Here is a 24,461-nt window from a genome sequence, read left to right on the forward strand (position 1 = left end):
CTGTTTAAATAAGAGGAATACGCAGTTTTTGACCAATTTGGGCTGTTAATTCATCAGGGTGCATCGCATTATTAGCATCACACAAACGCCAGAATTGTTCCGGGTCGCCTAGATAACGAGCTGTAATATTGTCCAGGCGATCGCCTTGAGTCACTGTATGTTCCTGAAGAACTTCAAGTTTCTCAGATGGTGGGAGAAATCGGCGTTGCAGGTAAGCTACAGTTTGATTAGATGCTGTTGGCATTGTGGCAATTTTTATACCGTAGTAACGACTGTTAGTAGAAAACATTTTGCTCTTGTTTATGTTATGGGTGAAACTTGGTTTATCTGATGCAGGGTGTAAGGCATTGCGACCTTACAAACAGTGCGAGTTATTGCTGTAAAAACTGCTTTAATAAACAAAATCATAACAATGAGGCGATCGCTCCTAGAGCATTCAAACCCAAATTCATGTTTGCAAACACTTCTTTTTGTTTATGATGCACACTAAACAAGCTACTACCCTTATGGTCAAATCTCAAATCATTCGTACTTAACACTTGCATTCCCAAACTGACTTTGGCACGAATGGGATTCAATAAGGTGTCAAATGCTTCTTCAGTGATGCTGAATTCAGTGAGGCGTACTGGTACAACACGGTTTATACTCCAAACAAATACACTTAAATCAGCTTCTATTGGCACAATCTCTAAGTTACCACTTCGGGCAAGCACATTATTTTGCTGAATTTCGCGGCTTTTGGGATAAATGATAGTTTCTAAGGCTGCTAGTTGGGGATGTATACCGCTGACCACTGTGACAGGATTTTTTCCAGGAAACTCTAGTTGATCTGTAGCATCAATTTCCGCCTCTAACTGAATTGTTTCAATGGGTGGTGCAGTGAGGCGTAAAGCTTCAAGGCGATCGCTTCCTTCAGATCCAGTCCTCTGTACTTGCAAGGTACGTCTGAGGGTTTCAGGATTATATTGTAGTGTCACCATCCCTTTGGGGAAAAAGCTGACAGAATCAAGCAGGACAATAGCACCTTTGAATAAGCGTGGAGCACGGGGAAAGCTAGGCATAGTGATAATGTTGAATAACGCGAACCATTTCGTTTTTTCCTAATAAAAATAGTATTCTTTTCTGAATCGATAGCTAATAAATTATTTTTCGGTATTAATCAAAGCGCTGATTAATTATTTTTAGGTATATGGTTCGCCATCTTCCGTCCACCACTCACGTTCTATCATGTTCCTTTTACTCTCATATTTGTAGTGAAAAAAGTTCCCGTACCAGTATATACTGGAACTGGGTCTGATATCGGCGGTAAAGATGGTTGTATAGCAGGAACCATTACCTGAAATCTCGCATTGAAGGTACTGCCTTTGAGCAATACCGCTTTTCCCCCAGATTTAACTCTTGTGGCTTTTTGATTGGGGTTTAAGGATTGAATGGAAAGTGTTCCCGCACCGGGAGTGACAAATGGCGGACTTGTGTAAGGACAACCAGGAACAATCACTCTTTTCTCGTCGCCTTCCACACAAATGGTTCTGCCTTGCACAGTAGCTCTGCCAGTACCGCTCAATGTACGAGGGAATACAACAACTATTGCTTTTCCAAAGGTGGGGTTGAATATGGCTGGGTCGTTAGCAATGAGAATAAAGTCTAACATCGGTTTTTTGGTGAGAGAATTAAAGAATAATGAGATTAATGAGAGCATCAAATTGAGTGTGTAGAGACAAAGATAAATCCAAGTCTTTACAGCAATTGACAATGAGCCACTACCTTATTTGCTCAACAGAAGTTAAGCTTGCTGACGCGCAAGTCTTTCATTGTGTTCTTATACAGATTGTATTCAAAGGTGATTGGATTGCTAATAAATTATTTTTCGGTCTTAATACAAGCTGTGATTAATTATTTTTAGGTGTAGGGATGCAATAAGGGATATATGTGGGGGCGCTGCGGCATATCGCTACTACATAGTTTATTATAAGTGTTCAACCGGACATGATATGAGTAGTTACAGGAGTTACAGAAGTTACAAAAAAAGTCATTCTAGTCTCCAGTTTACCAATCCCATACTTCTTTGGGGCACGACCGAAAGTTTTTGGGACGTTCGGAGTAACCATCCCGCAACACTTTTAAAATAGCCGCTACAATAGGAGCATTGCCTTAGGCGATCTGCGCCCAAGCACTAACATTATATTTATATGAGGTTTAATTTAATTAGCATGGAAGTTTTAAAACTCACTACAAAAACTGATGAAGCGGGCTATTTAAATATTAATATTCCGACACAGTTAACGGCAGTCGAAGTAAACGTTGTTGTTGTTTTGAATCCAGTAACAGCCGTCAGTAAGCAGAACTTCAAGTATGATTTTTCTGATTTGGTGGGGCGGTTAAACTGGGAGGGAGATGCAGTAACAATGCAGAGGAATTTGCGGGATGAGTGGTAATCGCTACCTACTAGATACGAATGCGATCGTGGCGCTACTGCAAGGAACTCCCCAACTTATCCAAGTATTACAAAATGCTGATTGGATAGCGGTTTCGGTCATTAGCCAAATTGAGTTTCTGGCTTTTTCTGGGCTAGGACAAAACGAGCACCTACTTTTTCAGCAGTTTATTCAACGTGTTGAAGTTATCAGTTTAGTAGCAACTGACACGGGATTGATTGAGAAAATTATTGAAATTCGTCAACAATTTCGGTTAAAATTACCAGATGCAATAATTACGGCGATGGCAATCCAAAATTCTGCAAGTTTGGTAACTGCCGATCGAGAATTTAAGAAAGTAACGGTTCTGACAGTCATCAATTGGTAGCGATCGCACTATGAATTATTGTTAGATATGCTGGTGCAGCACCAGAATTACCACATAGATGGTGCGTTATATTATTTGCAATAGACATTTCGGAAGCTGAATGCTATACCCACCCTACAATATCGGGCGATCGCACGCTTCTAATACACTTCATCATGAGATCCCAAATTGATGAGTAATATCGCTTCTTCTGGATCTTCAGGATTTGCCACAAATTCAAACAAAAGACGGTAACTATAATCTATTGAACATGACCAGACATCTGATAAATCGCCTTTAAGCTTGTGGGTGTGTAAGCTATGATGAAAGGGATCTTCGGCTAACTGGCGTAGTGTTTGTTCAATAAGGGGTCTAAGATTTGGATTTTTACGCATGAGACGTTTAAAAGCACGAAGAGATTTGGGTGTCCAACCGATTTTCATGGCTGATCTAATTCTGCTAAAAATTGATCGACTGAGCCAAATTTTACGTTTCCTTGAGCAAATTCTTGTTTAACTTCCTTAACTTCTTGGTATAAGTTAGTTCGTCGCCGTTCAAGTAATCGTTTTTGCAGGATATCCAGCAAGATTTCTTGATCTTCTAAGGGTAAACTTTCTACTGATTCAATGGCTTGCTGGAGTGCTGATGTTTTCATAGCATTTAAGGGAGTTTGAGTAAGTTTCTATTTTATCTTTATCTTAATCTTATTGTTCAGTGAAGGTGATTTGCTTGCAGCAGCGCAACGCAAAAGCACTCGCTTAACACCACCGTAGTGCCATTGCACGCTTACCGTAATATCTCGGTAAGGTGTGCCCATATAATAACAGCAGGCGCATTTTTGTCGAGAAGTGGAAATATCAGCATTAATTTCTAATTCGCTTCCATACTTTATCCCTCAGCGCTCGCTGCCTACGACAAAGCCCTAGAATTAAAGCCGGATAGAGTTGACGCCTGGTACAATAAAGGCGATGCGCTGATTGAGTTAGAACGATATCCCTCAGCGCTCGCTGCTTACGACAAAGCCCTAGAGTTAAAGCCGGATAGAGTTTCCGCCTGGTTCAACAAAGGTTTTGCGCTGTACTACTTAAAACGATATCCCTCAGCGCTGGCTGCTTACGACAAAGCCTTGGAATTTCAGCCAAATGATGACAATCTTTGGTAGAACAAAGCTTGCTGCTACGATCGCACTACAATATCAGGCGATCGCATTTTGGGTGAGAATGGAGAGAGAGCGATCGGCACTTCTAGCCCAACAATCGCTTTGTTTGGGGTTTGATTTATGCGTTATGCGATCGCACTCCTTTAAACATTGTACTTGGAAATTCGGCATCTGTTCTAAATCATTCTCGTACTTGAGCGTAGGCGCAGCCCGTCGTAGACATCGCACTTTATAATTGAGTTATGATATCTACACTCATGAAATAATGTCAATTTTTAGGGAACACAATGAAGAAGGTTACACTCACAGAATTGAGTAATAATATTGATCGTTTACTGGATGAGGTACTAGAAACAGGTATTCCACTAGAAATCAGCAAAAATGGAAAGTTGTTAAAAATCGTTCCTGTAGAGAAAAAAGATAAGCTTAACAATTTGACTTTTAAACCTGATGTTATTCAAGGAAATCCAGATGATTTAGTTAATATCAGTTGGGAGCAGGAGGTTAATATTGATTTATCTTGATACTCATGTAGTAGTATGGCTATATTCTGGTTTGATAGATAAATTAACTGATATTGCTAAAACTTTAATTAATGACAATGAAGTTTATATTTCGGCAATTGTTCGATTAGAGCTACAGTATTTATATGAGATAAAACGGATTACCGATGAGCCAGATGTGATTATTGCGGATCTATCTGAGCAGATTGGCTTAAAGATATGTAACAAAAACTTTAATGATATTATCAGCATTAGTTTAACGATTACTTGGACTCGCGATCCTTTCGACCGCATTATCACTGCAAATGCTCTGTTAAGTAACAACATATTACTGAGCAAAGACCAAAATATTCTGAATAATTATCTGTATGCAAAATGGTATGATTAACAGTTAGTATCTCATGTATCGGTCTGTTTGATCGCATTCCCCGCCAAATGTAGTTTTATTCAAACCGCAAAAGCGATCGCACGACAAACTCAACGATCGCTTTGTTTGGGTTCGGGTTGGTGCTGTACCTTCAGTTAACGCACCTTACAAGATTGGCGATCGCACTACAAGATTTGCGATCGCACTTCCCCCCAGAGTTTTTGCCCGACAATATTGCATCTGATCCCATAGGTTGCGTTGAGCGGTAGCCTTACCCAACTATTCCCAAGATATGAAGCCATTTCGTGAAAGTAAACCGTAATGTTTCGGGTGTGTGTCAATATTGAATTGTTGGGTTTCATGCTTCAACCCAACCTACGGGCGATCGCACTGCTTGTGCTGATTGAACACATATAGGACTTACGCACTCCTCTCGCAAAATTGAGTGTAAAAGACGTTGCAGACTATGCATTAGTCACATCTTTCTTTACAATCCTCAAACCCATGCCTAGAGTCTATTATGGGCACTGAGATTTTCAGCGAGCTTGACAAAATAGCACTTATTCTTCTCGCAAAAATCTCATTTTTATTGAGAATGAACAACGAACGAATTAGGGTTAGAAAAAACGTGAGTGATTACTCTCGTAAATGTTGAGAAAGATCCGGGTAATGGATAGCTTATAAAGAGGGGCTTTGCGTAAGTCCTTACATAAACTAGTTCTCTTGTCAATGCGTAAGTCCTAATTTTAATTAATAGGCATCTCCGTATCACTACTTTCATCAATCTCCATATCACTACTTTCATCAATCTCCATATCACTACTTTCATCAATCTCCGTATCACTACTTTCATCAATCTCCATATCACTGTCGCCATTCACTTCTTCACGCTTCTCCTTTAGCGTTTCTTCCAACATCTCGACTTCAGTTTTGGAAATACTGGCGTTAGTATTCAGTGGCTTGAAAATCGCTTTTCCCTCTATCTCTTTTACTTCCGCATTATCCTTCTTAACCAATTTCCATTCGATTATAATTTTCTCGACTTTATGTTTAGCCTTCTCATCCCGCTCAGAAAATGAAAATGTAACCGCTAAATGTTTGTAGTTCTTGTTCTGACTCACAATGTTGGCTAGTGCGCGGATATTGGCTTCAAAAGGCATCATATGGGTATTTACATCCCTGGTACCAACTACAAGGTTGGTACCATCAGTAGCACCGCCTAGGGATGCTGCTCTAATGTGTAGCCACTCCCAACGCGATTTTTCCCAATTGGGAACAGATGCAAGCATGGCGTATGTTGTTGCATTCGTATTGGCCATATTCGTCACCTGTCCCCCGTCCCTGTCCTTAGACATTGGTACGCTTTTCCACTCCTGGGATTCGGGTTGCCCCAACATCTTCAACCGTTTTTCGATTGTCTCAAGCCACTTTGTCTGGTCTAGCTCACGCAAGTCGGAGGGGAAGACCAAATTACTAGCTTGTTCCTGTACTTGTATCGGGTTTTTGTATACTTTCTTGTCCAAAGGCTGATTATTGAGATTGATCATTTGAAACCATGTCTTATCCTCCACATAACCATTCTGGGGAATATTCGTTACACTAATCTCGTGCGCTCTTGCTTTGGCACTGAATCCTCCTGTATGGAGGGGGAACGTGGCTTTAAACTCACTAAATGCTTTACCAAGCTTAATTAAGCTAGATGCTATTTCATCTGAGATTGTAGACTGCGTTTTTTCGGGATTTTTACTGCGGGTTTCTCTTGTGCTTGAAAATTTGTCGTATGATTTCAAACTCTGAGTAAGTGTGTCAAGCTTTTCGACTATAGTATCAATATTTTTTTCTTGTTTGTTCAACGCCTCTAAATCGTCATCATCCTCCATGACTTTCCTGACATTATTGATGTAATCATAAATCTCTTTAGCATTTTTTTGCCAAGAGAACAATGAGCCCTTGCTTTTATTAATCCCTTCTAGAGTTGCAAAGTCAACTTCCGTTGCTTTGATATTATGTATCATCTGTGCAACTGGGCATCTTGCGGAGGGCATCTCAAAACTTCCTCCCCCAGCACCCTTTTCCTGATTCTCTCTCTCTTGGGAGGATGAATTCACATTTAGATCAGCCCCTTTCACATTCTGTATCTGTAATGCTTTTGCCCCCATTACATCTGCTTCTTTTTCCAAAGCTGAATCATCATTAATCGCCGTACCCTTCATCTGCATCGTCGGCTGCACCCGCCCGTGCTTTTGCTGCACCACATGCCACGCCTCATGGGGAAGATACCGTTCCTGACCCCGACCCACATGGATATCCGTGCCCTGGGTATACGCCAATGCTTGTAACTGGGCAGGTTTAGAAGAATTGTAGTGGACTTTCACATCATCCATCGATAAGCCGGAGAGGGTTTGAATACCAGCTTTTAACTTATCTGGTAATCTTGTTGTGTTTTCTAGCTTCACCTCGGACGTACCGATGCGATCGCCGGATGCTTCCAACATCTCCTCTCGTTGGGCAGTTTTACCTTCACCTAAATGCCCAGACGCAGACGTTTTAACCTGCTGTACTACTGGATCATTTGCAAGACCGATGCGACGCAGCTTGGACATCTCTTTTAATCGCTGAGAACTGCGATATTCTTTCCCCCATGAATGTTCGTCCTTTTTGTGTGCCCGACCCGCCACCTTTTCGTATTCCTCCCCGTACTCCCACCAGTATGTAATTTGGTTATCGTTCAGATTAGAGTAATTCTGCTGAATCATAGTTTCACATCCGCCACCTGGGCCATCATTACATGGTTTAAATTCAGAGTGGATACGATTTACTTGGTCCCTCTGCGGCTGTGTAAGGGCTTGATCAATGTTAAACTCTGAGTGTTGACCGTTACCACTTGCCCTAACAGTTTTCGTACCTGGATAAGGGTAGTAAAAAACAGCAACGTTGCGTCCATCACGAACGTGATTGTCTTCCCGATAACTAGATATGTCATCGAGAACAACCATATCCTCTTGATAATCGATCCTACGGCCCATCCTCTGTACCACTGGGCTAACTATTTGCTTTACTATAATTTGCTGTGGTGTAGTCGCCGTACTAATAGGCACTTGACTTAAGTCTTTGGGAAAAGCTGAATTACTTAATCTCATTGCTTCTTGTTCATCTAATTTTCCCCCCACATCCGAAACCGATCGCACACCTGCACGCTGTAAAATGCCACTCGCCTTCGCTGTCTCACTTTTTTGCTGCTGATTAGTTTGTGCAATTCTTTTACTAGTCATGGTTTCATTCCTCCATATATTCCTTGTGCAATTTGTTGTCCCATCTGAGTGAAATTCGTTCCAGGCTTTATTTGAATAGCACCTGAAGGCACTACGCCACCTCCTTTTAACTTATGTGGTATCCCTTCAGTCGCCAGCAATCGCCCCAACTCAGCCTCCACAGCCGCTTGCAACAACCGCCTCTGACTGGGAGAAATAGCCATGCCCTCAAAAACCAGCTTTTCTATATCTATGTTGATATTCATCCCCTTACCCCCGTAGGTACTAAAACCCGAAAATCCGCCTCATTCACGGGTCGATCCAATTTGCGAAACTCACTCCGCGCTGCTGCTAACACCAACGCCATTGTCACAGGCGTACCCCCTTGCGCCGCCAAAAAAGCTGCATTCAACGCCACATTGTGGATACTTGCACCAGTTAAATTCAAACGCGCCAAGCGCTGATAATCTAAATCCTCAGTTGGTGTCTGTGGTGGAAACACCTTCTCCCACATCACCTGACGTTCAGCCACGCCAGGGAAGGGAAAGTTGACAATAAACCGCAAGCGGCGCATAAAGGCTTGGTCTATAGAACTCTTAAGATTAGTTGCCAAAATTGCCAAACCGCGATAAGCTTCCATCCTCTGCAACAGATAATTTACCTCAATATTGGCGTGGCGGTCATGACTGTCTCTCACCTCGGAACGTTTGCCAAATAAAGCATCCGCTTCATCAAAAAACAAAATCGCCCCCCCATCTTCCGCCGCATCAAACAACCGCCGCAGATTTTTCTCGGTTTCTCCGATATATTTGTTGACGACTGACGAAAGGTCAATCCGATAGAGATGGAGTTGCAAATCATTGGCTATCACTTCCGCAGCCATTGTCTTACCTGTACCGCTTTCCCCTGCAAACAAGGCGCTGATACCCATCCCCCGATTCATGCGTTTGTCAAAACCCCAATTTTGATAAACTTGACTACGCTGGCGGATTTGTTCGGCTATTTGCTGCAATAAGTTTGTCTCTTCTGGTGGAAGAACAATATCATCCCATGTGGCTTTGGGGTTGAGGCGTTGGGCGAGGGAATCCAACTGTGGGCGGGTACTAGCAAGACAACCAGACCATAAATAATTTTGGATTTTAGATTTTGGATTTTGGATTTTGGATCTGGGCAAACTCCCTGGCAATTCTATCTGATTATTAATTGCTGAATTTGAGCTTTCCGCCTGTGCAGTCTCCGCAATTTGCCTAATTGCCACTACATTCAGATTAAACTGAGTGGCTAATATTCCCGCATACTCCCGTGAAGAAGAATCTAGCACCGCCTCCCAGAGGGCTTGTTGTTCATGTGCTGTAGGTTTATCTATATCTACAACAATGGTTGGAAGTCCTAAATTCTGCCTTGCTTCACGGGTACTGAGGAAAATTAACCCGCCACTGCGGTTGAGAAACCGATGCAGGGGTGGTAATTCTCCATCCTGATGCTGTTTCCCGTCCACCTCTTGGGCATCTAAATATAAAGCCAGGGGCAATAACAAAGTTTCTCGTTGCCAAAGACGAGCAAGGGTTTCTAACTCACTGGCGTTGCTAGGTAATAGTTCCACCGGTAGCCGATAGATGTATCTATCCATCTCGGCTACTATTTGCTGGGCTATGAGTTGTTTACTGTGGGAATCTGCGCCGACTAACTGAATCACTGGTAAAGGTTGCCCTCTGCCTGTTTGTGCCAGTTGTTGGAAAATTGACTCCACAACAGTCTGCTGGGAATGGGGTAATTCTACCTCCCATTCTTCAGTTGACAGTGGCATTAATAATGATGCCAAGCGGTCATCTAAAAGATTTAACCCTTTGATATAGTGAACAATTCTCTCATCGGCACGCAACGCACTACTAGTCAGCAGTTGCACACCCGACTGGTGAATTTCAATTAATCGCCAATACCGTAAGGGACTTTCCCAAGAAAGGGCTTCCCAAGCAGGTTCGTCAAATAAGGATAAAGCTAGGGCAAATGTGGGGTAAGGCTGGTACTCATTATCCTGTGCTTTGGCGCACAGACGGGCTATACGAGTATCTAACTCTATAGCTACACATAATAGTAGCACCTGTTGCTCAAACCGCGATAGCCCTAATTTATGGCTTAATAACATCAGCGCTGCTGGTGGATTCATCGCCTCGCCAGTGGGAAATTCTCTCACCTCTGGTATTTCTGCACCTGGTAATTTTGCCATTTCCTGCAGACGCGATCGCAACCAAGCCAGCGCTTGACCTAAGTATTCTTGGTTTTGTTGTAACCAGTTATTCATCTCGCTCATACTATTGTCACCTTCTGGTTCTGGTCGAAGACTGGCGGTGTCACTGTCCGATCCACCAGTAAACTATCCACCCCATCAATGCGCGATCGCACAAAATACTCACCTGGTGTTACCCCGGTAATCCGAAACTCCAGCCGATCTGTGGTAGTTGTTCGGGGTGGTGCAACAATTTCTCTGTCTCCCAGCAACAAAGCTACTCTCTGTTCTGGTCGCACCAGGGGACTGTAAACCACAGTCAGCAACACCTCCCCATTAGCATCCCGCTGTGCCTGACGTGGTATGATATCCAAAATTTTTGGTGCTAGTGAAAAAGATAACTCATTACTAGTCCGCGTCTGTTCCCCAGTCCGGGTGACTCTCACTGCTACAGTATAAAAACCAGATACCCAGTTAGCAGCTTCATCAGGCAATTGTACCCTAATTTCTTTCGCCATTCTCTCTGTTGGGGATGGTAATTCTACAGTAATTTCTCTACGAGTATTTGTAAATAATATAACTATATTTTTACCGTTTAAATTATCACCATTGAGAACGAGAACATCACCCAACCTAGCACTAGCTTGCTGATTCGGCAACTGTACTGAGTGTAGCATTGGTAAAAAAGATATCAAGTCAGACCGGACAATCGCCCCACTGTCATCAGCTTGGCGTCTGATGATTGGTAATGGAGTTTTCGTACTCAATCCACTTTCAATTAACACCACTGACACCTCATAAGCTGCTGAGATCCGATACGGAGACTGAAAAGTCGTCCACAAGTTATGTGACTCTTCCACAGATAGCGATTGGTAAACAATTCGCACCTGTTCAAGCTGTTGGTCGAGGTCGTAATCTGTGGTTGTAGGCAAAGCAGCTTTAATATCAGCAGGAGTCAGTATAGAATGGTCGTGAAAAACACTCATAGCTAAACCAAGCAAACGATGACTGGTAGGTTCTGGGTAATCATCATTTTGAGAATAAGCAGTGAGTAAGTAGTAGAGGTTTAACGGTAATAGTGGCTGTGCTGTTTCACCTGGCTTTACTTGGTCAGGTATATCCATGTTGCGCCAACCTGGGTGAATTTGCGTATGATAAAGAAATAGATTCACCTGATTTCCGTTACTAATACTGTTATCTCGTACTTTATCCAAAGGTTTTGTTGTCACGACAGTTCCACCACCTTCGGTGTCAAATCTTCGCTGTAACAAGAAACGTAATGTTGTGGTCACAGCAGCAATAGATAATGCGTTACTCATATTGCTTACCTTTCCCTAGAACGTTGGCGTAAGTATTCATCTAAACTCATCACAGGTGGTTTTGGTCTTGGCTTTGGTCGTGGTGGTGGCGGTGGTGGTGTGCGAATTTCCATAGAACCAATGGAAACTTGAATAGTAGGTGTTGTTGAATGACCAAATGATTCCCTTTGTTGTCGTTCTTGTCTGCTGGCTGAGATGAAGACAGCACCGGGACGAGAATCATCATTTCTCGGTTCAATAATATTGGGTGTCGGCTGTGGGGAATGGTCTTGTAAAAGAGAAATAGGGTGAATTTTAACTGCTTGCTGTCCCAATAATTGCTTTGCAGGCTGTGTTAGTTGTTCTACTGCTTGATGTGAGAAGGGAGTATTTGTTTCCACCCTTGGTGCTGGCGTTAACGGATGCGTTTCTGTGTTCAAGAACAAAGATTTATCGGGCGCGATCGCCATCGGTTGCGGCGACTGCTGGGAATTGGGTTGCTCCCTCATTACCTTTGATGATGGTGAGGATGCAACAAAGCGATTGTTTTGAGTTTCTTGCTGTTGAGTTAATAAAGGCACAGAAACAGGCTGTGATTTTACTGTTGATGATAATAAAGGAGCGATCGCTTCTCCATTACTAGAGGACGTTAATTGCAGTCTCTGTTCAGTAGGCAGTATTTTATCTGAAGTCAGTTTTGTTACTGCTGGTTCTGACTCTGGTATAGTTGGCAATTTTCCTTGTGATACCATCTGTTGGGACTGAAAAGCAGGAACTGCAGGATAACTTTTAACTGGTTGCTGTCCTAATAATTGCTTTGCAGGCTGTGTTACTCCCTTTCCGGTGTAAGAATACCGTTCTTCTTCTCCTCTTTCTTCGCGTACTTCGCGTCTTTGCGGTTCATTAAAATAGGTAATCTTCTGGCGGGAAGGGAGTAGTTGTTCGATCGCTGGATGTGGGGTTTCCGTCGTTGGTGCTGGGGTTAACGGATGCGTTTCTGTGTTCAGGAACAAAGATTTATCGGGGGCGATCGCCATCGGTTGTGGCGACTGCTGGGAATCTGGTTGCTCCCTCATTACCTTTAATGATGGTGAGGGTGGAACAAAGCGATCGCTTTCAGTTCCCTGCTGTTGAGTTAATAAAGGCTCAGAAACAGGCTGTGATTTTACTGACAACGATGATAAGGGAGCGATCGCTTCCACATCAGCAGCGGAAGTTAATTGGAGTTTCTCCACAGTAGGCAGTATTTTATCAGATGTCTGTTCTGTTACTACTGCTTCTGACTCTGGTACCGTTGGCAATTTTCCTTGTGATACCATCTGTTGGGATTGGGGAAGAGAAACCCCAGGATGACTTTTAACTGGTTGCTGTCCCAATGATTGTTTTGCAGGCTGTGTTAGTTGTTTGACCGTTTGATGTGGTAAGGGAGTATTTGTTTGCGTCGTTTGTGCTAGCGTTAACGGCTGTGTTTTTGTGTTTAGCAACAAAGATCGATCGGGGGCGCTCGCCATCGGTTGTGGCGATTGCTGGGAATCGGGTTGCTCCCTCATTACCTTTGATAATGGTGAGGATGGAACAAAGCGATCGCTTTCAGTTCCCTGCTGTTGAGTTAATAAAGGCTCAGAAATAATCTGTGATTTTACTGACAATGATGATAAGGGAGCGATCGCTTCCACATCAGCAGTCGAAGTTAATTGGAGTTTCTCCACAGTAGGCAGTATTTTATCAGATGTCTGTTCTGTTACTACTGCTTCTGACTCTGGTATCATTGGTAATTTTCCTTTTGATACCATCTGTTGGGATTGGGGAAGAGAAACGCCAGGATGACTTTTAACTGGTTGCTGTCCCAATGATTGTTTTACAGGCTGGGTTAGTTGTTTGACCGTTTGATGTGGTAAGGGAGTATTTGTTTGCGTCGTTTGTGCTAGCGTTAACGGCTGTGTTTCTGTGTTTAGCAATAAAGATTGATCGGGGGCGATCGCCGTAAATCGTGGCGATTGCTGGGAATCGGGTTGTTCCCAGTAATGAGTAGGTCTTGGGGTTAAACTAGTTGACGGTGAATCGTTTATATCGTCGGATGTTTGTGATTGATTTGCGTTTGTCGAAGACGTTGGCGCAGCGATCGCTTGCAGGTCTAACGGCTGTGCAATGTCAGAGTTGCTGAATATGTGAGCGTCTGGACTTGTTTCCAACCCAGTTGTTATGGCGGAATCTTCACTATCGCCCGTGACTATTTCTTGGCTTATCCCCCAATTTTCATCACTCCCCATTTCTACAGGAGAACCTGGTAAAAAACCAAATATCGACAGCAGCAAGGGTTGAACTGTATCGACCAACTTGAGGTTTTTTGCCACCAATTGGTTAAGATAATTGTTCATTTACTCACCACCATATCTAAATATAGTTGCCGTCGTCTAGGACTCATAGTCAGAATGTCAGCCTCGCGCCAGCCATAAGCAGTGGCCAAGGTATGCACATCCCGTAAAATGCGAAGTCCCCAAGCGTTAATTTCGCTCCAAAAGAAGGACATAATGTCAAATACTAATTGCCATTCGTGACCGCAAGCAGGACAAGAAGTATCCAATGGTACATTCGCTTGCGGGTCAGCCTGAGCCATTTCTGCAATAATTGTATTAATTATATTGGTTGGTAATTTGTTGAGTGATAAACTTTCACTGTTATGGGTGACAGATAAGATACAGCGATCGAGCAAAACTTGTTGAGCCGTTTTTAACTGTTGGTTCGTTGTTAGAGCGTTGTGCTGTTGTGGGTTGGACAAAACATCTTTGCAAGCAGAAGTGCAAATCGCCATCAAGTCTGATGTGTTAGGAAGACGAAAGCTAACCTGATACTCACCTTGGGAGAGAGAAAATTTCTCTACTGGTTCAAGTTGAGGTGATACCATGCGGACATCTGCAACATTAAAATTGAGTTCCAAGGCTTCACCACACTTCGGACAGGCTGTTTGACTTGCTAGTTGGGAACCAAAAGTCCACTCCCGTAAAGTCAGCAGCATTGCATCGCGCTGACCTATACTAAACTGGGTGAGTGTCTCTACCGGTACATCAGGACAAGCGGTGGCTAGTAGCTTGATAGCTCTAGACCAAGATGGCTGGTTATGTCCCCAGTCCCAAATATTGAACAGTTCTAAGGATGATAGCGATCGCATAATCTAATACCAATCCACAAAATGCATGATACATATACATTGGTCGTAGGGGCGCTCATGCTTGCGCCCTTACATCTTTTCCTTAAGCGCGCTCCCAACCTTCGTTTTCGAGTTTTATGTACTCAATCGCAACAGCATTAGCACTAGCATCAAGGTCAGGTAAAGCTTGATATTCCGAAACCCAGCAACCGAAAACATTATAAGAAGTCACTTTATTTTGATTGCCTTCATCGTAAACCTCAATGATGATATCTTTACGGAAGTCAGCCAAAGAAACTTCTGGGGTACCACCAAGCGCCCAAACCTTTTTCGCCCAATCTTCAAACTTAGTATCTTTAGTAATACCTCTTTCTAGAGTAATAGCCTCGTACTTGCTTTGTCCTGGAGACTTATAAACAGTGCTAGGGTCACCACCTGTGCGGTGTTCTATCACTTCAGTTGTGCGCTTAAGACCACTGACTTTACTTACCGCAGCCACAACCTGACCGTCCATTCTAACTTTAAACTTGAAGTTTTTGTAGAAGTCTAAACGAGTTCCCGAAATAGATGGCATATATTTGCGTCCTTTATCCTTAAACTGCTATTTGTCCGGCTATTTGCTGAATACTGATAATCACAAACTCAGCGGGTTTGAGTGGAGCAAAACCAACAACAATGTTAACAATGCCCAAATTAATATCATTTTGAGTTGTCGTTTCCTTGTCGCACTTCACAAAATAAGCATCTTCTGGTTTTTGCCCTTGGAAAGCTCCTTGGCGGAACAACGTATGCATAAAAGCCCCAAGATTTAGGCGAATCTGCGCCCACAATGGCTCGTCGTTAGGCTCAAACACCACCCATTGAGTACCGCGATAAAGGCTTTCTTCCAAGAAAAGAGCTAAACGACGGACTGGAATATACTTCCACTCATCGGTAAGACGGTCATCTCCCTTACGTGTGCGTGCTCCCCAAATCACACGACCAACGGCTGGTAAAGTTCGCAAGCAGTTAATACCCAGAGGATTTAACTCACCATTTTCTGCATCTGTCAAAGGTACACTCAATTGCGGTACGCCCACCAATGTTGCTTCTGTACCCGCAGGCGCTTTCCACACTCCGCGTTGAACATCGGTACGAGCAAACACACCAGCGATCGCACCGCAGGGAGCAAACTCTTCCATTGCATTTTTTCGCAGAGGATTTGGTTGCTTAAGCCTGGGGAAGAAAACAGCAGCATAACTGGTGGGTGTACCAATATTTTTAATACCATCTTTAGCTTTGTCTTTATTAATCCAATCGTTTGGTGGATCGATGATAAAAAAGGCTCGACGTTTTTTGCAATATTCAGCGGCTCGATCAACTAGAGGGTCATAATCTATACCTTGGTTGTCATTTTTATAGGGCGGGATACAGAGGAGATTAAAAAGGTCAGCTTTTTCCAAAGCATAAAGACCTTGTTTTGCTCCTTCTTTACCTTCCCCTGTAAAGTCTCCTACTTCTAAAGCAGTACCATCTGAACCATTGTCAGCTTTGGTATTAGTACCGTTATCGTCCCATAGTTTAAGTTTATTATTCGGATCTGGATTCTGATGAGCATCAGGTCTAGCCTCAGCTAAACCGCCGCTTACTCGCACTAAATTGGATTCATTTTTTAAAACTATATCCACCCGTCTTGGGTGATCGGTTTTCACTGCTACATTGCGGAAAACCTCAATGTTACCCGTAGATCCATCCAAGATGGTGAGATTAAACAGGTCATCTTTACCAGGTCTATTATCAGGTGGTAAATCATGGTCAATGCGAACTCTTAAAGAGTTGCCCCAGGTTCCTTCACCTGCTGCTTCTAGCTGAAGTCCATTCGCATCTATGATTGCTTTACTGGCTTCATGAACAAGTCGGACAATAATTGCTTGACTGCCACCATTGAGATAAAAGTCCCGCACAGCATATCCAAGAGTGCTGTCTAGCGACAAACCCCCGAAAATCCGTTCAAAATCGCCGTAGTTGTTGATAGTAATTGGCTCGTTAACAGGACCACGCTTGGCACGTCCTATGAAAGCGGTAATAGAGGTGGATACACCTGTAATCGTGCGTACACCACTAGGAATTTCTTGTATGTAAACGCCTGGGTATGTAGGTTGTATTGGCATTTTTGAATTTTTGCTGTTGACATTTAGTTTGTTTCTAACCTTTCGGTTATCTCATACTAAAGATAGTAGCTAGAAAAAATGTATCTGATAATTAATTATTTTTCGGTAGTCATAGAAGTGCTAATTAATTATTTTTTGTAGGGGCACAAAGCCGCCGCGCCCCTACAATTGTGGTCTAATTACCTGAAAATTCTTGTAAAGAAAATGGGGTAGAGGCTAATACTGCGTAGGTTTTTGATAGTCAAAGCTCCAGAAACCCGGTTTCTTGAAGAAACCGGGTTTCTAATTTTTGCTTATCCAAGTACTATTGGGGTAGAGACAACTCCTGATAGGAATCGCCTCTACCCCCTTCTCTAATTAGAATTTTCTTACATCTAAATACGTTCACTTGCTACTCATAAATGACAAAGCCTGCTACAGGAACCGTAATTTTCACAGACTTACCATTTTTAGCTTCAACAACTACTTGTTTACTTTACTGTATTAAAATCCAAATTTACTACAAAATATGGCTGTTCGGAAATCGCGATCGCGATTTTCCTTCCAATAAAAACATTGTTCAGTTTCTTCACTCCCAACTATAGTTAGCAAGTTTACCTAGAAACAAAATTGTTCCCACAGTATTTATGATAAGAGTAAAACCATCGTTTAAAGAGTCCAAGATGCGCGTTGTCATTTTTTTCTTATCTAGTTGAGTTTGTGGCTGAATAGTTGTAAAATCATCTTTGGATAACAAAGTATTTACATCTTCATATTGCCTCTCTGCTATCTCCTGTTCATCATTTCCTAAGTTCTCTTGCTTGTATTGAGTTTGGGACAATGTGGAAAAAATCTTACCTTTTTGCTCAAGTTGACTTATAAGTTTACTAACTAGAACTTGACTATCTTCATCAAGCTCGGCTAAATTTACTCCATTAACGATCGCTTCTGGTTCAGATTCTCCGATGAAGTTAAAAAGTTGTTGATTTTCTTTGTTATCTTCAACTGGCTGATTGTTTATTGGTGGTACTCCTGCGACTTCTATTTCGAGGTCAATAGGCACTTTTAACATCATCGAAATATTCAGTTTGCGTTTTTGCATGGTATCAAAGGAAAAAATATGTTATGTATGTAGGGGCGCGGCGGCATTGTACCCTTATAAATCGCGCCCTATACATTGCACTCTGTCAACTATGTGTCCCAATAAATATTTTAGGACTATGGAAGAGTTTGTGAAGCAGGTAACTGCTGTCTGCTATATCCAGTTTGAGGAACACAAACAGGTGGAGTTGCCCTGACTTCTGGTTTAAGATAAATATCTGGTTCAAGATGAATATTTAGTTTCTCCCTCACAGGCTCAACGGGTTTAATAACTGGTGTAGCCTCAATAAACATTGGAATGTTTAATTTGATAGGAACCGTAAATTCACAGGCGTTAGGGTAGTATTCGCAGTTGTATTCAGAGTTGTATGTAGACATGAATTGCATCCTTTTGTTTAAAAATAAATTGGGTGAATTGTTTATTGCAGTTATAACTATTGGAAAGTTGATTCAACAGGCAATGCTTGTTGACTATATCCATTTTGAGGAATACACACAGGTGGAGTTGCTGTTACTTCTGGTCTAAGGTAGATTTCTGGTTCGAGATGTATATGTGCTTTCTCTCTCACAGACTCAACGGGTTTGATAATCAGTTCTGGCTCTATAAAGATGGGAATGTTTAGTTTAATAGGAACCGTGAATTCGCAGACGTTAGGATAGTATTCAGCGTTATATGTAGACATGAGGGTTTGGTTATTCCTGCGATAATAGGTAGGCTACAGACGTGATTGTCTCTTAATACAAAGATAGACTTTAAAAATGAGATTGCTAATTAATTATTTGTAGATATTAGTACAAGAGTAAATTAAGTATTTTTAGGTATAAGATTTAAGACGATTTAGTTAAGCAACGTCAAGAAACCAGGTTTCGCAGAAGTTACCGGGTTTCTGCACTCCACGTGACTCTTAACTGAACTGTATTGGTATCAGGTTTTTGGTTGCATAACTTATATCTTGCACCTGGGGCAAAAACCGGGTTTCTTACCAATTATATTGCTTGGAAAGCTTAATTTATCGTTTAGAAACCTGGTTTTTTAGATCTTGTTGAGAATGGTGCAAGATGTTAAATAACTTGTAGCTTTTTTTCTATAAAGAAAATTTATGAAAAAATATGCAAATATACAGCAGTAAGCGATCGCTTACTGCTGCACCTAACAACGAAGTCAATTGATAAATTTAACTAGCAATGCCTTTTAATGGTTGCAATCTTTTGCTCTGAACTAGTTTGCAACGTTGTGCTTCTCTCCAAACATGGGGGGTAGTTTTATAGTAATTGCGAAACTGACAGTAGAAATGATTGATATTTTGATAGCCCACTTGTAAAGCAATCTGATTAACAGAGTCGTTAGTTGACAATAGTAAGTTGCAGGCTTGGGCTATCCGACGCTCAATAATCCAATCATTAACCGTTTTTCCAGTAAGACGCCGTACTAAATCTGTTAAGTAAGCTGAGGAATAACCGACTGCTTGAGCTACTTCTTTTAGGCTAATAGGTTGATGATAATTCAATTCAATAAACTTGAAAACCTCGTGGAGCCGTGGAATAGAGGGAAATATGGATTGAGGGGTATTTGAGTTTTTACTTCTCTCAGTGATAAATAATTTCTCTTGGGTAAGATGAACGCGAACTAGACCATCTTCTGTAACGAAAACCTCAAATCCTGCTGTCTTCAAACATTTTATTAAGAGGTTTTGAGTGTCAGGATTATCATTGGTTAATAAAATATCTGTCATTTGCTATCCTACTATTTAATTAAGTTATAGGCTTACAGTAGTCAGGATGGGGATATTGATTTCGTCCAAGCTAAATTGGAACTCTTTCATTTCCGCTCTTGGTGTTATTTAACGCATCGCGGGGTGAAATGAGTAACCGTACAGAAAGTTACGCTAAGGATGAAACGATTACTACATAAGCATTCTAATCATCTTATTAACTGATATTTCCAGAAATGGAAAGCAACTTTCCTAAAACGACGTAGTGCTTCTAGTTTTAAGAAAGGTATTGTAGTTATATCAGATGGGTTTTAATTCACGTAATCATGCTAAAAATCTTGATTGACAAAAGGCTTATCCAGCAAGGTTGTAACCTTAGCGTAATTTTCTGTACAATTGCTTATCTACCCCTATCGCCGACAAATACATTTAGCTGCAAGTGAAATTAACTTATGCAGTTATTGTGTGGGTAAGAAGAGTGCGATCGCTCCTTTGTATCGCATAAATGCTTATCGTTCTCACTCACATTAGGATTAGTTTTGAGATAATCATGAACGCGATCGCAACCGCGCTTGAGTAAATCATCAGGTGTTAAATTTAAATCCCAGAAAAAAAATCTTCCTGTTTGATTGGAGAAGGCAATGCGAAAAGCTGTACGTAAGCTAAAAGTACTAGTCGTATCCAATTTTCCTCGTGTTTGACCTCTGGGGTTTGAAACTCACTCATCAATAAACGTTGTTTTCCAAATCTATTGAAGTGCTCAATATCATAACGTTGTCTATAGGTTTGGTAAGCAATTAGAGGTGAAATTTCTTCACGTCGCTGACCAATAACAATCAACCACATTGGTTTCCATAAGGATTGACTAGTATCATCAGTCACATGAATCCTGAGAAGCGTGAAGGGATGACGATACATTTTTTCTTTTAACTTATTTTTGGATAATAGCATCCTGTGATTGAACCTGACTTTTTACCGGGTGTGAAAAAGAAAGATGTATTGCGATCGCTGCTGTTAGAGGATGTTTTATAAGTCCTTTCATCAGTAGCAAAACATTCAAGATCCTCCTAAATTCCCCCATAAATTAGTGAATTTTCAGAGTATTTTCCCCCCTTTTTAAGGGGGGCTAGGGGGGATCGCTAAGTGCCTAAAATCACAGCTAACCACTTTTCAAACAACCTCTTAGAAGCACTGCATACTGCTTTTAGCAGCAAATATAAATTTCCCACTGGTAAGTGTCAAGGTATCTCGGTTATCTCGCAACTCCAGGTGAATCAAATTCCAACTCATTTCCTCATTTCAGTCAAGTAGACCGAAATGTTCGGCATCGGGGGATTTGAATCTGTTGCTTTAATATAGAGAATTGGTATAAAACACTCTTAAAGAACTTGGTGAAACATCGTTCACATTTCATGTCTCTGGTTCTTCCTGCTCATATAAAGTGTAAAGATCTGCATCAATATTGGCATTAAGTTCGGTCACGCGCTGGACAATCTCCTTATCAAAAAAAACTGCTGGTCCTTGAGCTTCATAGGAATAAACAACAACAATTGTCGCTCTTTTAACTTAGAGCCACAATAATTGACTGTGACGGTGACGGAAACTTGAGTTCAGGCTAGCTCGTTCCGACTTTTTCCCTCATTATCAAATAAGGTGCGTATCCATTCCAAAACATTTCTATCTAAAGTCTCAGCCTATTGTTGACAGCATAGCAAGTAGAGATTGAGCATTGCCTAGATAATCGCTAATACAGTATGTATGCTAGCAAACGCTGCCAGTGTCCAAGGTAACGGTGAAAGCATAGCGAGTACAGATTGAGCATCGCCTAGATAATTGCTAATATTGATTTGTGGCAAACGATTTTTACTATTTTTTTGCTAAAATGCAAAGACTTTAATAAAGTTGAAATTAAATTTTTCTTTGATTTGGTGGCATTGCTATATCTAAGAACGCCAATGAAGGAGATTTGTCAGAGAAAATTGCACAATTACAACAAGCAATTCTTCTCAATCCCAATGATGTCGAGACTCACTACAATTTAGGAGTATTTTTGAAGCGGTAAGGTGAAATAGACTTAGCCATAGCTGACCGGATAGAAGCGATTCTTAAATAGTAGCAACCAACCAAAAATCGCTACAGCAAACTAAGCGGAAAACTAGGGATTGAAATGGGGAAAATCAATGATTGGATCTGAAATAAATGCTGTAATCACACCAGAAAGAATCGAATTGCCTCCTGGTGCTGTTGTAAGACTATTGGGAGACTGGCAAGACTACATGAAGCTGCAAAGACAGTTAGACTCGCGCACTGTACCTCGCATTAAATACCGATTGGGAGAGATTTGGCTGATGGCACCGCTACCAAAACATGGAAGAGATGCGAGCTTGCTGGCAGATATTGCCAAGGTTTTGCTCGATCGCGTGGGGCAAAGATACGACTCATTTACTCCCATCACCATGAGCTTGCCAGAAATCAGTGGGATTGAACCTGAGTGTTGCTTTTATATTCAAAATTGGAGAGCCGTAGTAGGTAAAAACCGTATCGACTGGCAGAATGACCCTCCTCCCGATTTGGTAATTGAAGTAGACATTACCAGCTATACAGATATTAATGATTATTTACCTTATCGAGTGCCAGAGGTTTGGCTGCTGAAGAATAACGAATTATTCATTTACAGATTGCAGGGGGAAATTTACGTAATTGCGGAAAGTAGCTATTTTCCTAACGTTTCAGAAATTGTACAGCAATGTCTTCTCATTGCGAGTGAAGAGACAACAAGTGAGGCAATAAGGTGGTTGAAAAAATTGTTGCAGTCTCAGGAATAATAGAAATCAAACCAATGCTTGAAAGCACGAAAATTCATTTATTTTAACAAACAGATGCGCTGTATGATGACGCAAGAGGTTGTAGAAAAAATATGAACCCTATTCTCCTGAGTCACTGGCTGCCAATCTGCGATCGAGCACAGCTAGCCTACATTCCTGCAACCATTGGTCCAAAAGTCAAAATTGATGAAATTTATCGTTTCTTAGAGGGATTGGGAGACACGCCAACTCTAGATCGAGCGTACTTATGGTTGCGTCAACACTATCAGCCACGCCACACAATATGGCGTTGGGATTGTTGCAGTACCGAAACGCTCAAGTCAACAATGGCTCAGAGCTACCCAAGGACTTTGCCAACGTTAGAATTTGAGTTTGATGAACCCCGATTTATTGCTGTGTTAGAGCAACTGGAGCGATCGCAAGAAACTAGCGTCTGTGTTTTGCTCAGACCATGGGTTAAAGCCAAACTTGAAGCAAACTACCCGGTTGAATTCAGAGCTTTTGCGTTTGGAGAAGGGATTGCTGTGTCCAGTTACTACGCTCGCCGTCCCTTACCAGCTGCTTATCGGGAAACAGCTCTTCAAGTGCGTCGCTTGACCGAGCAACTAGCTGCTCATACGCCGATCCCCAGTTTCTCTGCTGATTTTTTGCTTGCGGAAGATGGGAATTTATTGTTTTTAGAGGGCGGTCTTGGCTTTACTCGTGGAGGATTAGTAAATCCCTGTTGTTTTCATGGTGAACCGAAGCCAGGGGCGATCGCGTTATCCTTTGAAAGCTATGGTTTGCAGTCATGACTCTTACCTCTACTTCACAAAAACTGCACCGTTTTGCTAGGTTATTTGAGTATCTAGTGAATTGGCATTGCCAATAATTCTTACATGACGATCGGTCTTAAGAACATCAAAGCGCAGCAACATACTGTTGTACAGAAAATTTTTGACCTAGCCTCAAGCCCAACGCCAAATGCTGCTCAGATGCAGGAACTGCTTCAAACTTTGATGAAAATCGTAACGACAATAGAAAAGATTTGCTCCGATCGACAAACAACCCCAGCAAACCTCACAAGTTCTTCCCGTCAAATCTACTCGTGGATGAAGTTTTTAACCGATGAACGAAACCTGCAACTCCACGTACAAGCAACCCATCGGTTGCAGCACATTGCTCAACAAACATATAGCGCACGCGGTCGGGATTCGATTAAAGTCATTGTTGAGATAACCAATTTGGCAGGGTTGTACAGAAGCAAAATAGGAGAATACTTTGCTACTCTGATTGTCAGTGAAGGATTTATCAATGCACCAGATGAGGTTTTACAAGTTTTGGTGCAAGCAGCTTTGTTTGGTAACAGTCGTAACACAACACGAGCGATGAAGGATTTTGCTAGTTCTGAAGAATACAGTGATATTCTGATGGAGCTAGATTTGATTGTGGAAGCGATCGCAGAAACTCCTACGGGAACACACTACAATCTAGATAAATTATTTGACAAAATCAATGAGGAGTATTTTGCTGCCAAGCTTGTCAAACCACGTTTAACTTGGAGCAAAATTCATACCTACAGGAAGTTTGCTCATTACGAACCCGCGAGAGATAGAGTAGTCATGAGTATAACCCTAGATGACGATCGCATTCCTGAATTTGTCGTCGAGTTTGTCTTGTATCACGAATTGCTGCACAAGTACCACGGGACAAAACTCGTTAACGGTAGGCGCATGGTTCACACATCAGAGTTTCGCACGAGCGAACGCAAGTTTAGATTGTACCAAGAAGCTGAGGAATGGCTGAAGAAGATTGCGTCAATTGCCACCTAAGATACCCGACTTTTTCAAAACGGGTATTTATAAATATTCAAGCGATCGTGCGATCGTCTCAATTCGCATTTGCTACCCTAGATATGGATAGTTTGGCACTGCTAGTAGCGAACGCAATAACGTAAAAATCTCTCTGGCAGAGCTTATGT

29 protein-coding genes are annotated in these 24,461 nt (G+C 41.8%); 11 read left to right on the forward strand and 18 right to left on the reverse strand.

What is annotated here, in order from left to right; translation table 11 throughout:
- Window positions 1-4: 4 nt before the first annotated feature.
- From HC643_RS15505 to HC643_RS15515, 3 genes are all read right to left on the reverse strand, one after another.
- Window positions 5-289 carry a LysM peptidoglycan-binding domain-containing protein gene (locus HC643_RS15505; protein ID WP_038077424.1) on the reverse strand — a complete coding sequence of 95 codons (285 nt, stop codon included), beginning with the start codon at window positions 287-289 and terminating at the stop codon, window positions 5-7.
- A 115-nt stretch (window positions 290-404) separates the two neighbouring features.
- The gene (locus tag HC643_RS15510) at window positions 405-1,061 is read right to left on the reverse strand and encodes a hypothetical protein (protein WP_038077429.1); all 657 of its coding nucleotides are present in this window, start codon (window positions 1,059-1,061) and stop codon (window positions 405-407) included.
- Window positions 1,062-1,225: 164 nt separating this feature from the next.
- Window positions 1,226-1,651 (reverse strand): hypothetical protein, encoded by a 426-nt coding sequence (locus HC643_RS15515; RefSeq protein ID WP_038077432.1) that lies wholly within the window; start codon window positions 1,649-1,651, stop codon window positions 1,226-1,228.
- 559 nt (window positions 1,652-2,210) lie between these two features.
- On the opposite strand from HC643_RS15515, the gene HC643_RS15520 reads away from it, so the two are divergent.
- Together HC643_RS15520 and HC643_RS15525 are read left to right on the forward strand one after the other, a co-directional pair.
- Window positions 2,211-2,435, forward strand: coding sequence for a hypothetical protein (locus HC643_RS15520; RefSeq protein ID WP_038077519.1), 225 nt, complete (start codon window positions 2,211-2,213; stop codon window positions 2,433-2,435).
- Window positions 2,425-2,802 carry a type II toxin-antitoxin system VapC family toxin gene (locus HC643_RS15525; RefSeq protein ID WP_038077436.1) on the forward strand — a complete coding sequence of 126 codons (378 nt, stop codon included), beginning with the start codon at window positions 2,425-2,427 and terminating at the stop codon, window positions 2,800-2,802. The genes HC643_RS15520 and HC643_RS15525 overlap by 11 nt, the downstream gene beginning before the upstream one ends.
- Before the next feature lie 140 nt (window positions 2,803-2,942).
- Here the strand turns inward: HC643_RS15525 and HC643_RS15530 are convergent, their stop codons facing one another.
- Together HC643_RS15530 and HC643_RS15535 are read right to left on the reverse strand one after the other, a co-directional pair.
- The gene (locus HC643_RS15530) at window positions 2,943-3,224 is read right to left on the reverse strand and encodes a type II toxin-antitoxin system RelE/ParE family toxin (RefSeq protein ID WP_038077442.1); all 282 of its coding nucleotides are present in this window, start codon (window positions 3,222-3,224) and stop codon (window positions 2,943-2,945) included.
- Window positions 3,221-3,436 (reverse strand): hypothetical protein, encoded by a 216-nt coding sequence (locus tag HC643_RS15535; protein WP_038077445.1) that lies wholly within the window; start codon window positions 3,434-3,436, stop codon window positions 3,221-3,223. Before HC643_RS15535 ends, HC643_RS15530 begins: the two co-directional genes overlap by 4 nt.
- 228 nt (window positions 3,437-3,664) lie before the next feature.
- Between HC643_RS15535 and HC643_RS42580 the strand changes: the two genes are divergently transcribed.
- Genes HC643_RS42580 through HC643_RS15555 form a run of 4 tightly spaced genes read left to right on the forward strand, consistent with a single transcriptional unit; the run spans window position 3,665 to window position 4,831 of the window.
- Complete coding sequence (locus tag HC643_RS42580; RefSeq protein ID WP_082051738.1) at window positions 3,665-3,943, forward strand: tetratricopeptide repeat protein; 279 nt, start codon at window positions 3,665-3,667, stop codon at window positions 3,941-3,943.
- Window positions 3,924-4,175, forward strand: coding sequence for a hypothetical protein (locus HC643_RS15545; RefSeq protein ID WP_137986300.1), 252 nt, complete (start codon window positions 3,924-3,926; stop codon window positions 4,173-4,175). Before HC643_RS42580 ends, HC643_RS15545 begins: the two co-directional genes overlap by 20 nt.
- 52 nt (window positions 4,176-4,227) lie before the next feature.
- Window positions 4,228-4,464: a type II toxin-antitoxin system Phd/YefM family antitoxin gene (locus HC643_RS15550; RefSeq protein WP_038077450.1), complete on the forward strand. Its 237-nt coding sequence runs from the start codon at window positions 4,228-4,230 to the stop codon at window positions 4,462-4,464.
- Window positions 4,451-4,831 carry a type II toxin-antitoxin system VapC family toxin gene (locus HC643_RS15555; RefSeq protein WP_038077455.1) on the forward strand — a complete coding sequence of 127 codons (381 nt, stop codon included), beginning with the start codon at window positions 4,451-4,453 and terminating at the stop codon, window positions 4,829-4,831. The genes HC643_RS15550 and HC643_RS15555 overlap by 14 nt, the downstream gene beginning before the upstream one ends.
- A 725-nt stretch (window positions 4,832-5,556) precedes the next feature.
- Here HC643_RS15555 and HC643_RS15560 read toward each other — a convergent pair.
- The 13 genes from HC643_RS15560 to HC643_RS15620 all read right to left on the reverse strand — a co-directional run bounded on the left by HC643_RS15560 (window position 5,557) and on the right by HC643_RS15620 (window position 20,627).
- Window positions 5,557-8,082: an eCIS core domain-containing protein gene (locus HC643_RS15560; protein WP_050045824.1), complete on the reverse strand. Its 2,526-nt coding sequence runs from the start codon at window positions 8,080-8,082 to the stop codon at window positions 5,557-5,559.
- A complete protein-coding gene (locus HC643_RS15565; protein WP_038077461.1) occupies window positions 8,079-8,327 on the reverse strand; it encodes a hypothetical protein in 249 nt (82 codons plus the stop codon). The genes HC643_RS15560 and HC643_RS15565 overlap by 4 nt, the downstream gene beginning before the upstream one ends.
- The gene (locus HC643_RS15570) at window positions 8,324-10,372 is read right to left on the reverse strand and encodes an ATP-binding protein (protein ID WP_050045825.1); all 2,049 of its coding nucleotides are present in this window, start codon (window positions 10,370-10,372) and stop codon (window positions 8,324-8,326) included. Before HC643_RS15570 ends, HC643_RS15565 begins: the two co-directional genes overlap by 4 nt.
- A complete protein-coding gene (locus HC643_RS15575; protein WP_038077463.1) occupies window positions 10,369-11,607 on the reverse strand; it encodes a Pvc16 family protein in 1,239 nt (412 codons plus the stop codon). The genes HC643_RS15570 and HC643_RS15575 overlap by 4 nt, the downstream gene beginning before the upstream one ends.
- 5 nt (window positions 11,608-11,612) lie before the next feature.
- The gene (locus HC643_RS15580) at window positions 11,613-13,964 is read right to left on the reverse strand and encodes a hypothetical protein (RefSeq protein WP_038077464.1); all 2,352 of its coding nucleotides are present in this window, start codon (window positions 13,962-13,964) and stop codon (window positions 11,613-11,615) included.
- Window positions 13,961-14,755 (reverse strand): T4 family baseplate hub assembly chaperone, encoded by a 795-nt coding sequence (locus tag HC643_RS15585; RefSeq protein WP_038077466.1) that lies wholly within the window; start codon window positions 14,753-14,755, stop codon window positions 13,961-13,963. The genes HC643_RS15580 and HC643_RS15585 overlap by 4 nt, the downstream gene beginning before the upstream one ends.
- Before the next feature lie 82 nt (window positions 14,756-14,837).
- Window positions 14,838-15,308: a phage tail protein gene (locus HC643_RS15590; RefSeq protein ID WP_050045826.1), complete on the reverse strand. Its 471-nt coding sequence runs from the start codon at window positions 15,306-15,308 to the stop codon at window positions 14,838-14,840.
- Window positions 15,309-15,327: 19 nt separating this feature from the next.
- Window positions 15,328-16,884, reverse strand: coding sequence for a phage tail sheath subtilisin-like domain-containing protein (locus HC643_RS15595; protein ID WP_038077468.1), 1,557 nt, complete (start codon window positions 16,882-16,884; stop codon window positions 15,328-15,330).
- A 568-nt stretch (window positions 16,885-17,452) separates the two neighbouring features.
- On the reverse strand, window positions 17,453-17,965 hold the full coding sequence (locus tag HC643_RS15600; RefSeq protein WP_137986301.1) for a hypothetical protein: 513 nt from the start codon (window positions 17,963-17,965) through the stop codon (window positions 17,453-17,455).
- Between the two features lie 116 nt (window positions 17,966-18,081).
- Window positions 18,082-18,342, reverse strand: a complete 261-nt coding sequence (locus HC643_RS15605; RefSeq protein ID WP_038077526.1) for a hypothetical protein — start codon at window positions 18,340-18,342, stop codon at window positions 18,082-18,084.
- Window positions 18,343-18,398: 56 nt separating this feature from the next.
- Window positions 18,399-18,647, reverse strand: a complete 249-nt coding sequence (locus HC643_RS15610; RefSeq protein ID WP_038077472.1) for a hypothetical protein — start codon at window positions 18,645-18,647, stop codon at window positions 18,399-18,401.
- 492 nt (window positions 18,648-19,139) lie between these two features.
- Window positions 19,140-19,697, reverse strand: coding sequence for a response regulator transcription factor (locus HC643_RS15615; RefSeq protein WP_038077474.1), 558 nt, complete (start codon window positions 19,695-19,697; stop codon window positions 19,140-19,142).
- Window positions 19,698-20,273: 576 nt separating this feature from the next.
- Window positions 20,274-20,627: a hypothetical protein gene (locus HC643_RS15620; protein ID WP_137986302.1), complete on the reverse strand. Its 354-nt coding sequence runs from the start codon at window positions 20,625-20,627 to the stop codon at window positions 20,274-20,276.
- Between the two features lie 1,015 nt (window positions 20,628-21,642).
- Here HC643_RS15620 and HC643_RS42585 point away from each other — a divergent pair.
- The 5 genes from HC643_RS42585 (at window position 21,643) to HC643_RS15645 (ending at window position 24,437) form a co-directional block, all read left to right on the forward strand.
- Window positions 21,643-21,738, forward strand: a complete 96-nt coding sequence (locus HC643_RS42585; RefSeq protein ID WP_072040753.1) for a tetratricopeptide repeat protein — start codon at window positions 21,643-21,645, stop codon at window positions 21,736-21,738.
- Window positions 21,739-21,856: 118 nt separating this feature from the next.
- Window positions 21,857-22,501, forward strand: coding sequence for a Uma2 family endonuclease (locus tag HC643_RS15630; protein ID WP_137986303.1), 645 nt, complete (start codon window positions 21,857-21,859; stop codon window positions 22,499-22,501).
- Between the two features lie 92 nt (window positions 22,502-22,593).
- Complete coding sequence (locus tag HC643_RS15635) at window positions 22,594-23,295, forward strand: hypothetical protein (RefSeq protein ID WP_038077477.1); 702 nt, start codon at window positions 22,594-22,596, stop codon at window positions 23,293-23,295.
- Window positions 23,296-23,379: 84 nt separating this feature from the next.
- Entirely contained in the window at window positions 23,380-24,312 is a 933-nt protein-coding gene (locus tag HC643_RS15640) for a SprT-like family protein (protein WP_038077481.1), read from the forward strand.
- Complete coding sequence (locus tag HC643_RS15645) at window positions 24,279-24,437, forward strand: hypothetical protein (protein ID WP_167844695.1); 159 nt, start codon at window positions 24,279-24,281, stop codon at window positions 24,435-24,437. The genes HC643_RS15640 and HC643_RS15645 overlap by 34 nt, the downstream gene beginning before the upstream one ends.
- The last annotated feature ends 24 nt before the right edge of the window (window positions 24,438-24,461 follow it).

It is taken from the genome of Tolypothrix bouteillei VB521301 (assembly GCF_000760695.4).
Lineage (GTDB): Bacteria > Cyanobacteriota > Cyanobacteriia > Cyanobacteriales > Nostocaceae > Scytonema > Scytonema bouteillei_A.

Bases quoted from the DNA above. Each gene is read 5' to 3' on its own strand.
- HC643_RS15505 (WP_038077424.1), bottom strand. From the start codon at position 289: ATGTTTTCTACTAACAGTCGTTACTACGGTATAAAAATTGCCACAATG.
- HC643_RS15510 (WP_038077429.1), bottom strand. From the start codon at position 1,061: ATGCCTAGCTTTCCCCGTGCTCCACGCTTATTCAAAGGTGCTATTGTC.
- HC643_RS15515 (WP_038077432.1), bottom strand. From the start codon at position 1,651: ATGTTAGACTTTATTCTCATTGCTAACGACCCAGCCATATTCAACCCC.
- HC643_RS15520 (WP_038077519.1), top strand. From the start codon at position 2,211: ATGGAAGTTTTAAAACTCACTACAAAAACTGATGAAGCGGGCTATTTA.
- HC643_RS15525 (WP_038077436.1), top strand. From the start codon at position 2,425: ATGAGTGGTAATCGCTACCTACTAGATACGAATGCGATCGTGGCGCTA.
- HC643_RS15530 (WP_038077442.1), bottom strand. From the start codon at position 3,224: ATGAAAATCGGTTGGACACCCAAATCTCTTCGTGCTTTTAAACGTCTC.
- HC643_RS15535 (WP_038077445.1), bottom strand. From the start codon at position 3,436: ATGAAAACATCAGCACTCCAGCAAGCCATTGAATCAGTAGAAAGTTTA.
- HC643_RS15545 (WP_137986300.1), top strand. From the start codon at position 3,924: ATGATGACAATCTTTGGTAGAACAAAGCTTGCTGCTACGATCGCACTA.
- HC643_RS15550 (WP_038077450.1), top strand. From the start codon at position 4,228: ATGAAGAAGGTTACACTCACAGAATTGAGTAATAATATTGATCGTTTA.
- HC643_RS15560 (WP_050045824.1), bottom strand. From the start codon at position 8,082: ATGACTAGTAAAAGAATTGCACAAACTAATCAGCAGCAAAAAAGTGAG.
- HC643_RS15565 (WP_038077461.1), bottom strand. From the start codon at position 8,327: ATGAATATCAACATAGATATAGAAAAGCTGGTTTTTGAGGGCATGGCT.
- HC643_RS15570 (WP_050045825.1), bottom strand. From the start codon at position 10,372: ATGAGCGAGATGAATAACTGGTTACAACAAAACCAAGAATACTTAGGT.
- HC643_RS15575 (WP_038077463.1), bottom strand. From the start codon at position 11,607: ATGAGTAACGCATTATCTATTGCTGCTGTGACCACAACATTACGTTTC.
- HC643_RS15580 (WP_038077464.1), bottom strand. From the start codon at position 13,964: ATGAACAATTATCTTAACCAATTGGTGGCAAAAAACCTCAAGTTGGTC.
- HC643_RS15585 (WP_038077466.1), bottom strand. From the start codon at position 14,755: ATGCGATCGCTATCATCCTTAGAACTGTTCAATATTTGGGACTGGGGA.
- HC643_RS15590 (WP_050045826.1), bottom strand. From the start codon at position 15,308: ATGCCATCTATTTCGGGAACTCGTTTAGACTTCTACAAAAACTTCAAG.
- HC643_RS15595 (WP_038077468.1), bottom strand. From the start codon at position 16,884: ATGCCAATACAACCTACATACCCAGGCGTTTACATACAAGAAATTCCT.
- HC643_RS15600 (WP_137986301.1), bottom strand. From the start codon at position 17,965: ATGCAAAAACGCAAACTGAATATTTCGATGATGTTAAAAGTGCCTATT.
- HC643_RS15605 (WP_038077526.1), bottom strand. From the start codon at position 18,342: ATGTCTACATACAACTCTGAATACAACTGCGAATACTACCCTAACGCC.
- HC643_RS15610 (WP_038077472.1), bottom strand. From the start codon at position 18,647: ATGTCTACATATAACGCTGAATACTATCCTAACGTCTGCGAATTCACG.
- HC643_RS15615 (WP_038077474.1), bottom strand. From the start codon at position 19,697: ATGACAGATATTTTATTAACCAATGATAATCCTGACACTCAAAACCTC.
- HC643_RS15620 (WP_137986302.1), bottom strand. From the start codon at position 20,627: ATGCTATTATCCAAAAATAAGTTAAAAGAAAAAATGTATCGTCATCCC.
- HC643_RS15630 (WP_137986303.1), top strand. From the start codon at position 21,857: ATGATTGGATCTGAAATAAATGCTGTAATCACACCAGAAAGAATCGAA.
- HC643_RS15635 (WP_038077477.1), top strand. From the start codon at position 22,594: ATGAACCCTATTCTCCTGAGTCACTGGCTGCCAATCTGCGATCGAGCA.
- HC643_RS15640 (WP_038077481.1), top strand. From the start codon at position 23,380: ATGACGATCGGTCTTAAGAACATCAAAGCGCAGCAACATACTGTTGTA.
- HC643_RS15645 (WP_167844695.1), top strand. From the start codon at position 24,279: ATGGCTGAAGAAGATTGCGTCAATTGCCACCTAAGATACCCGACTTTT.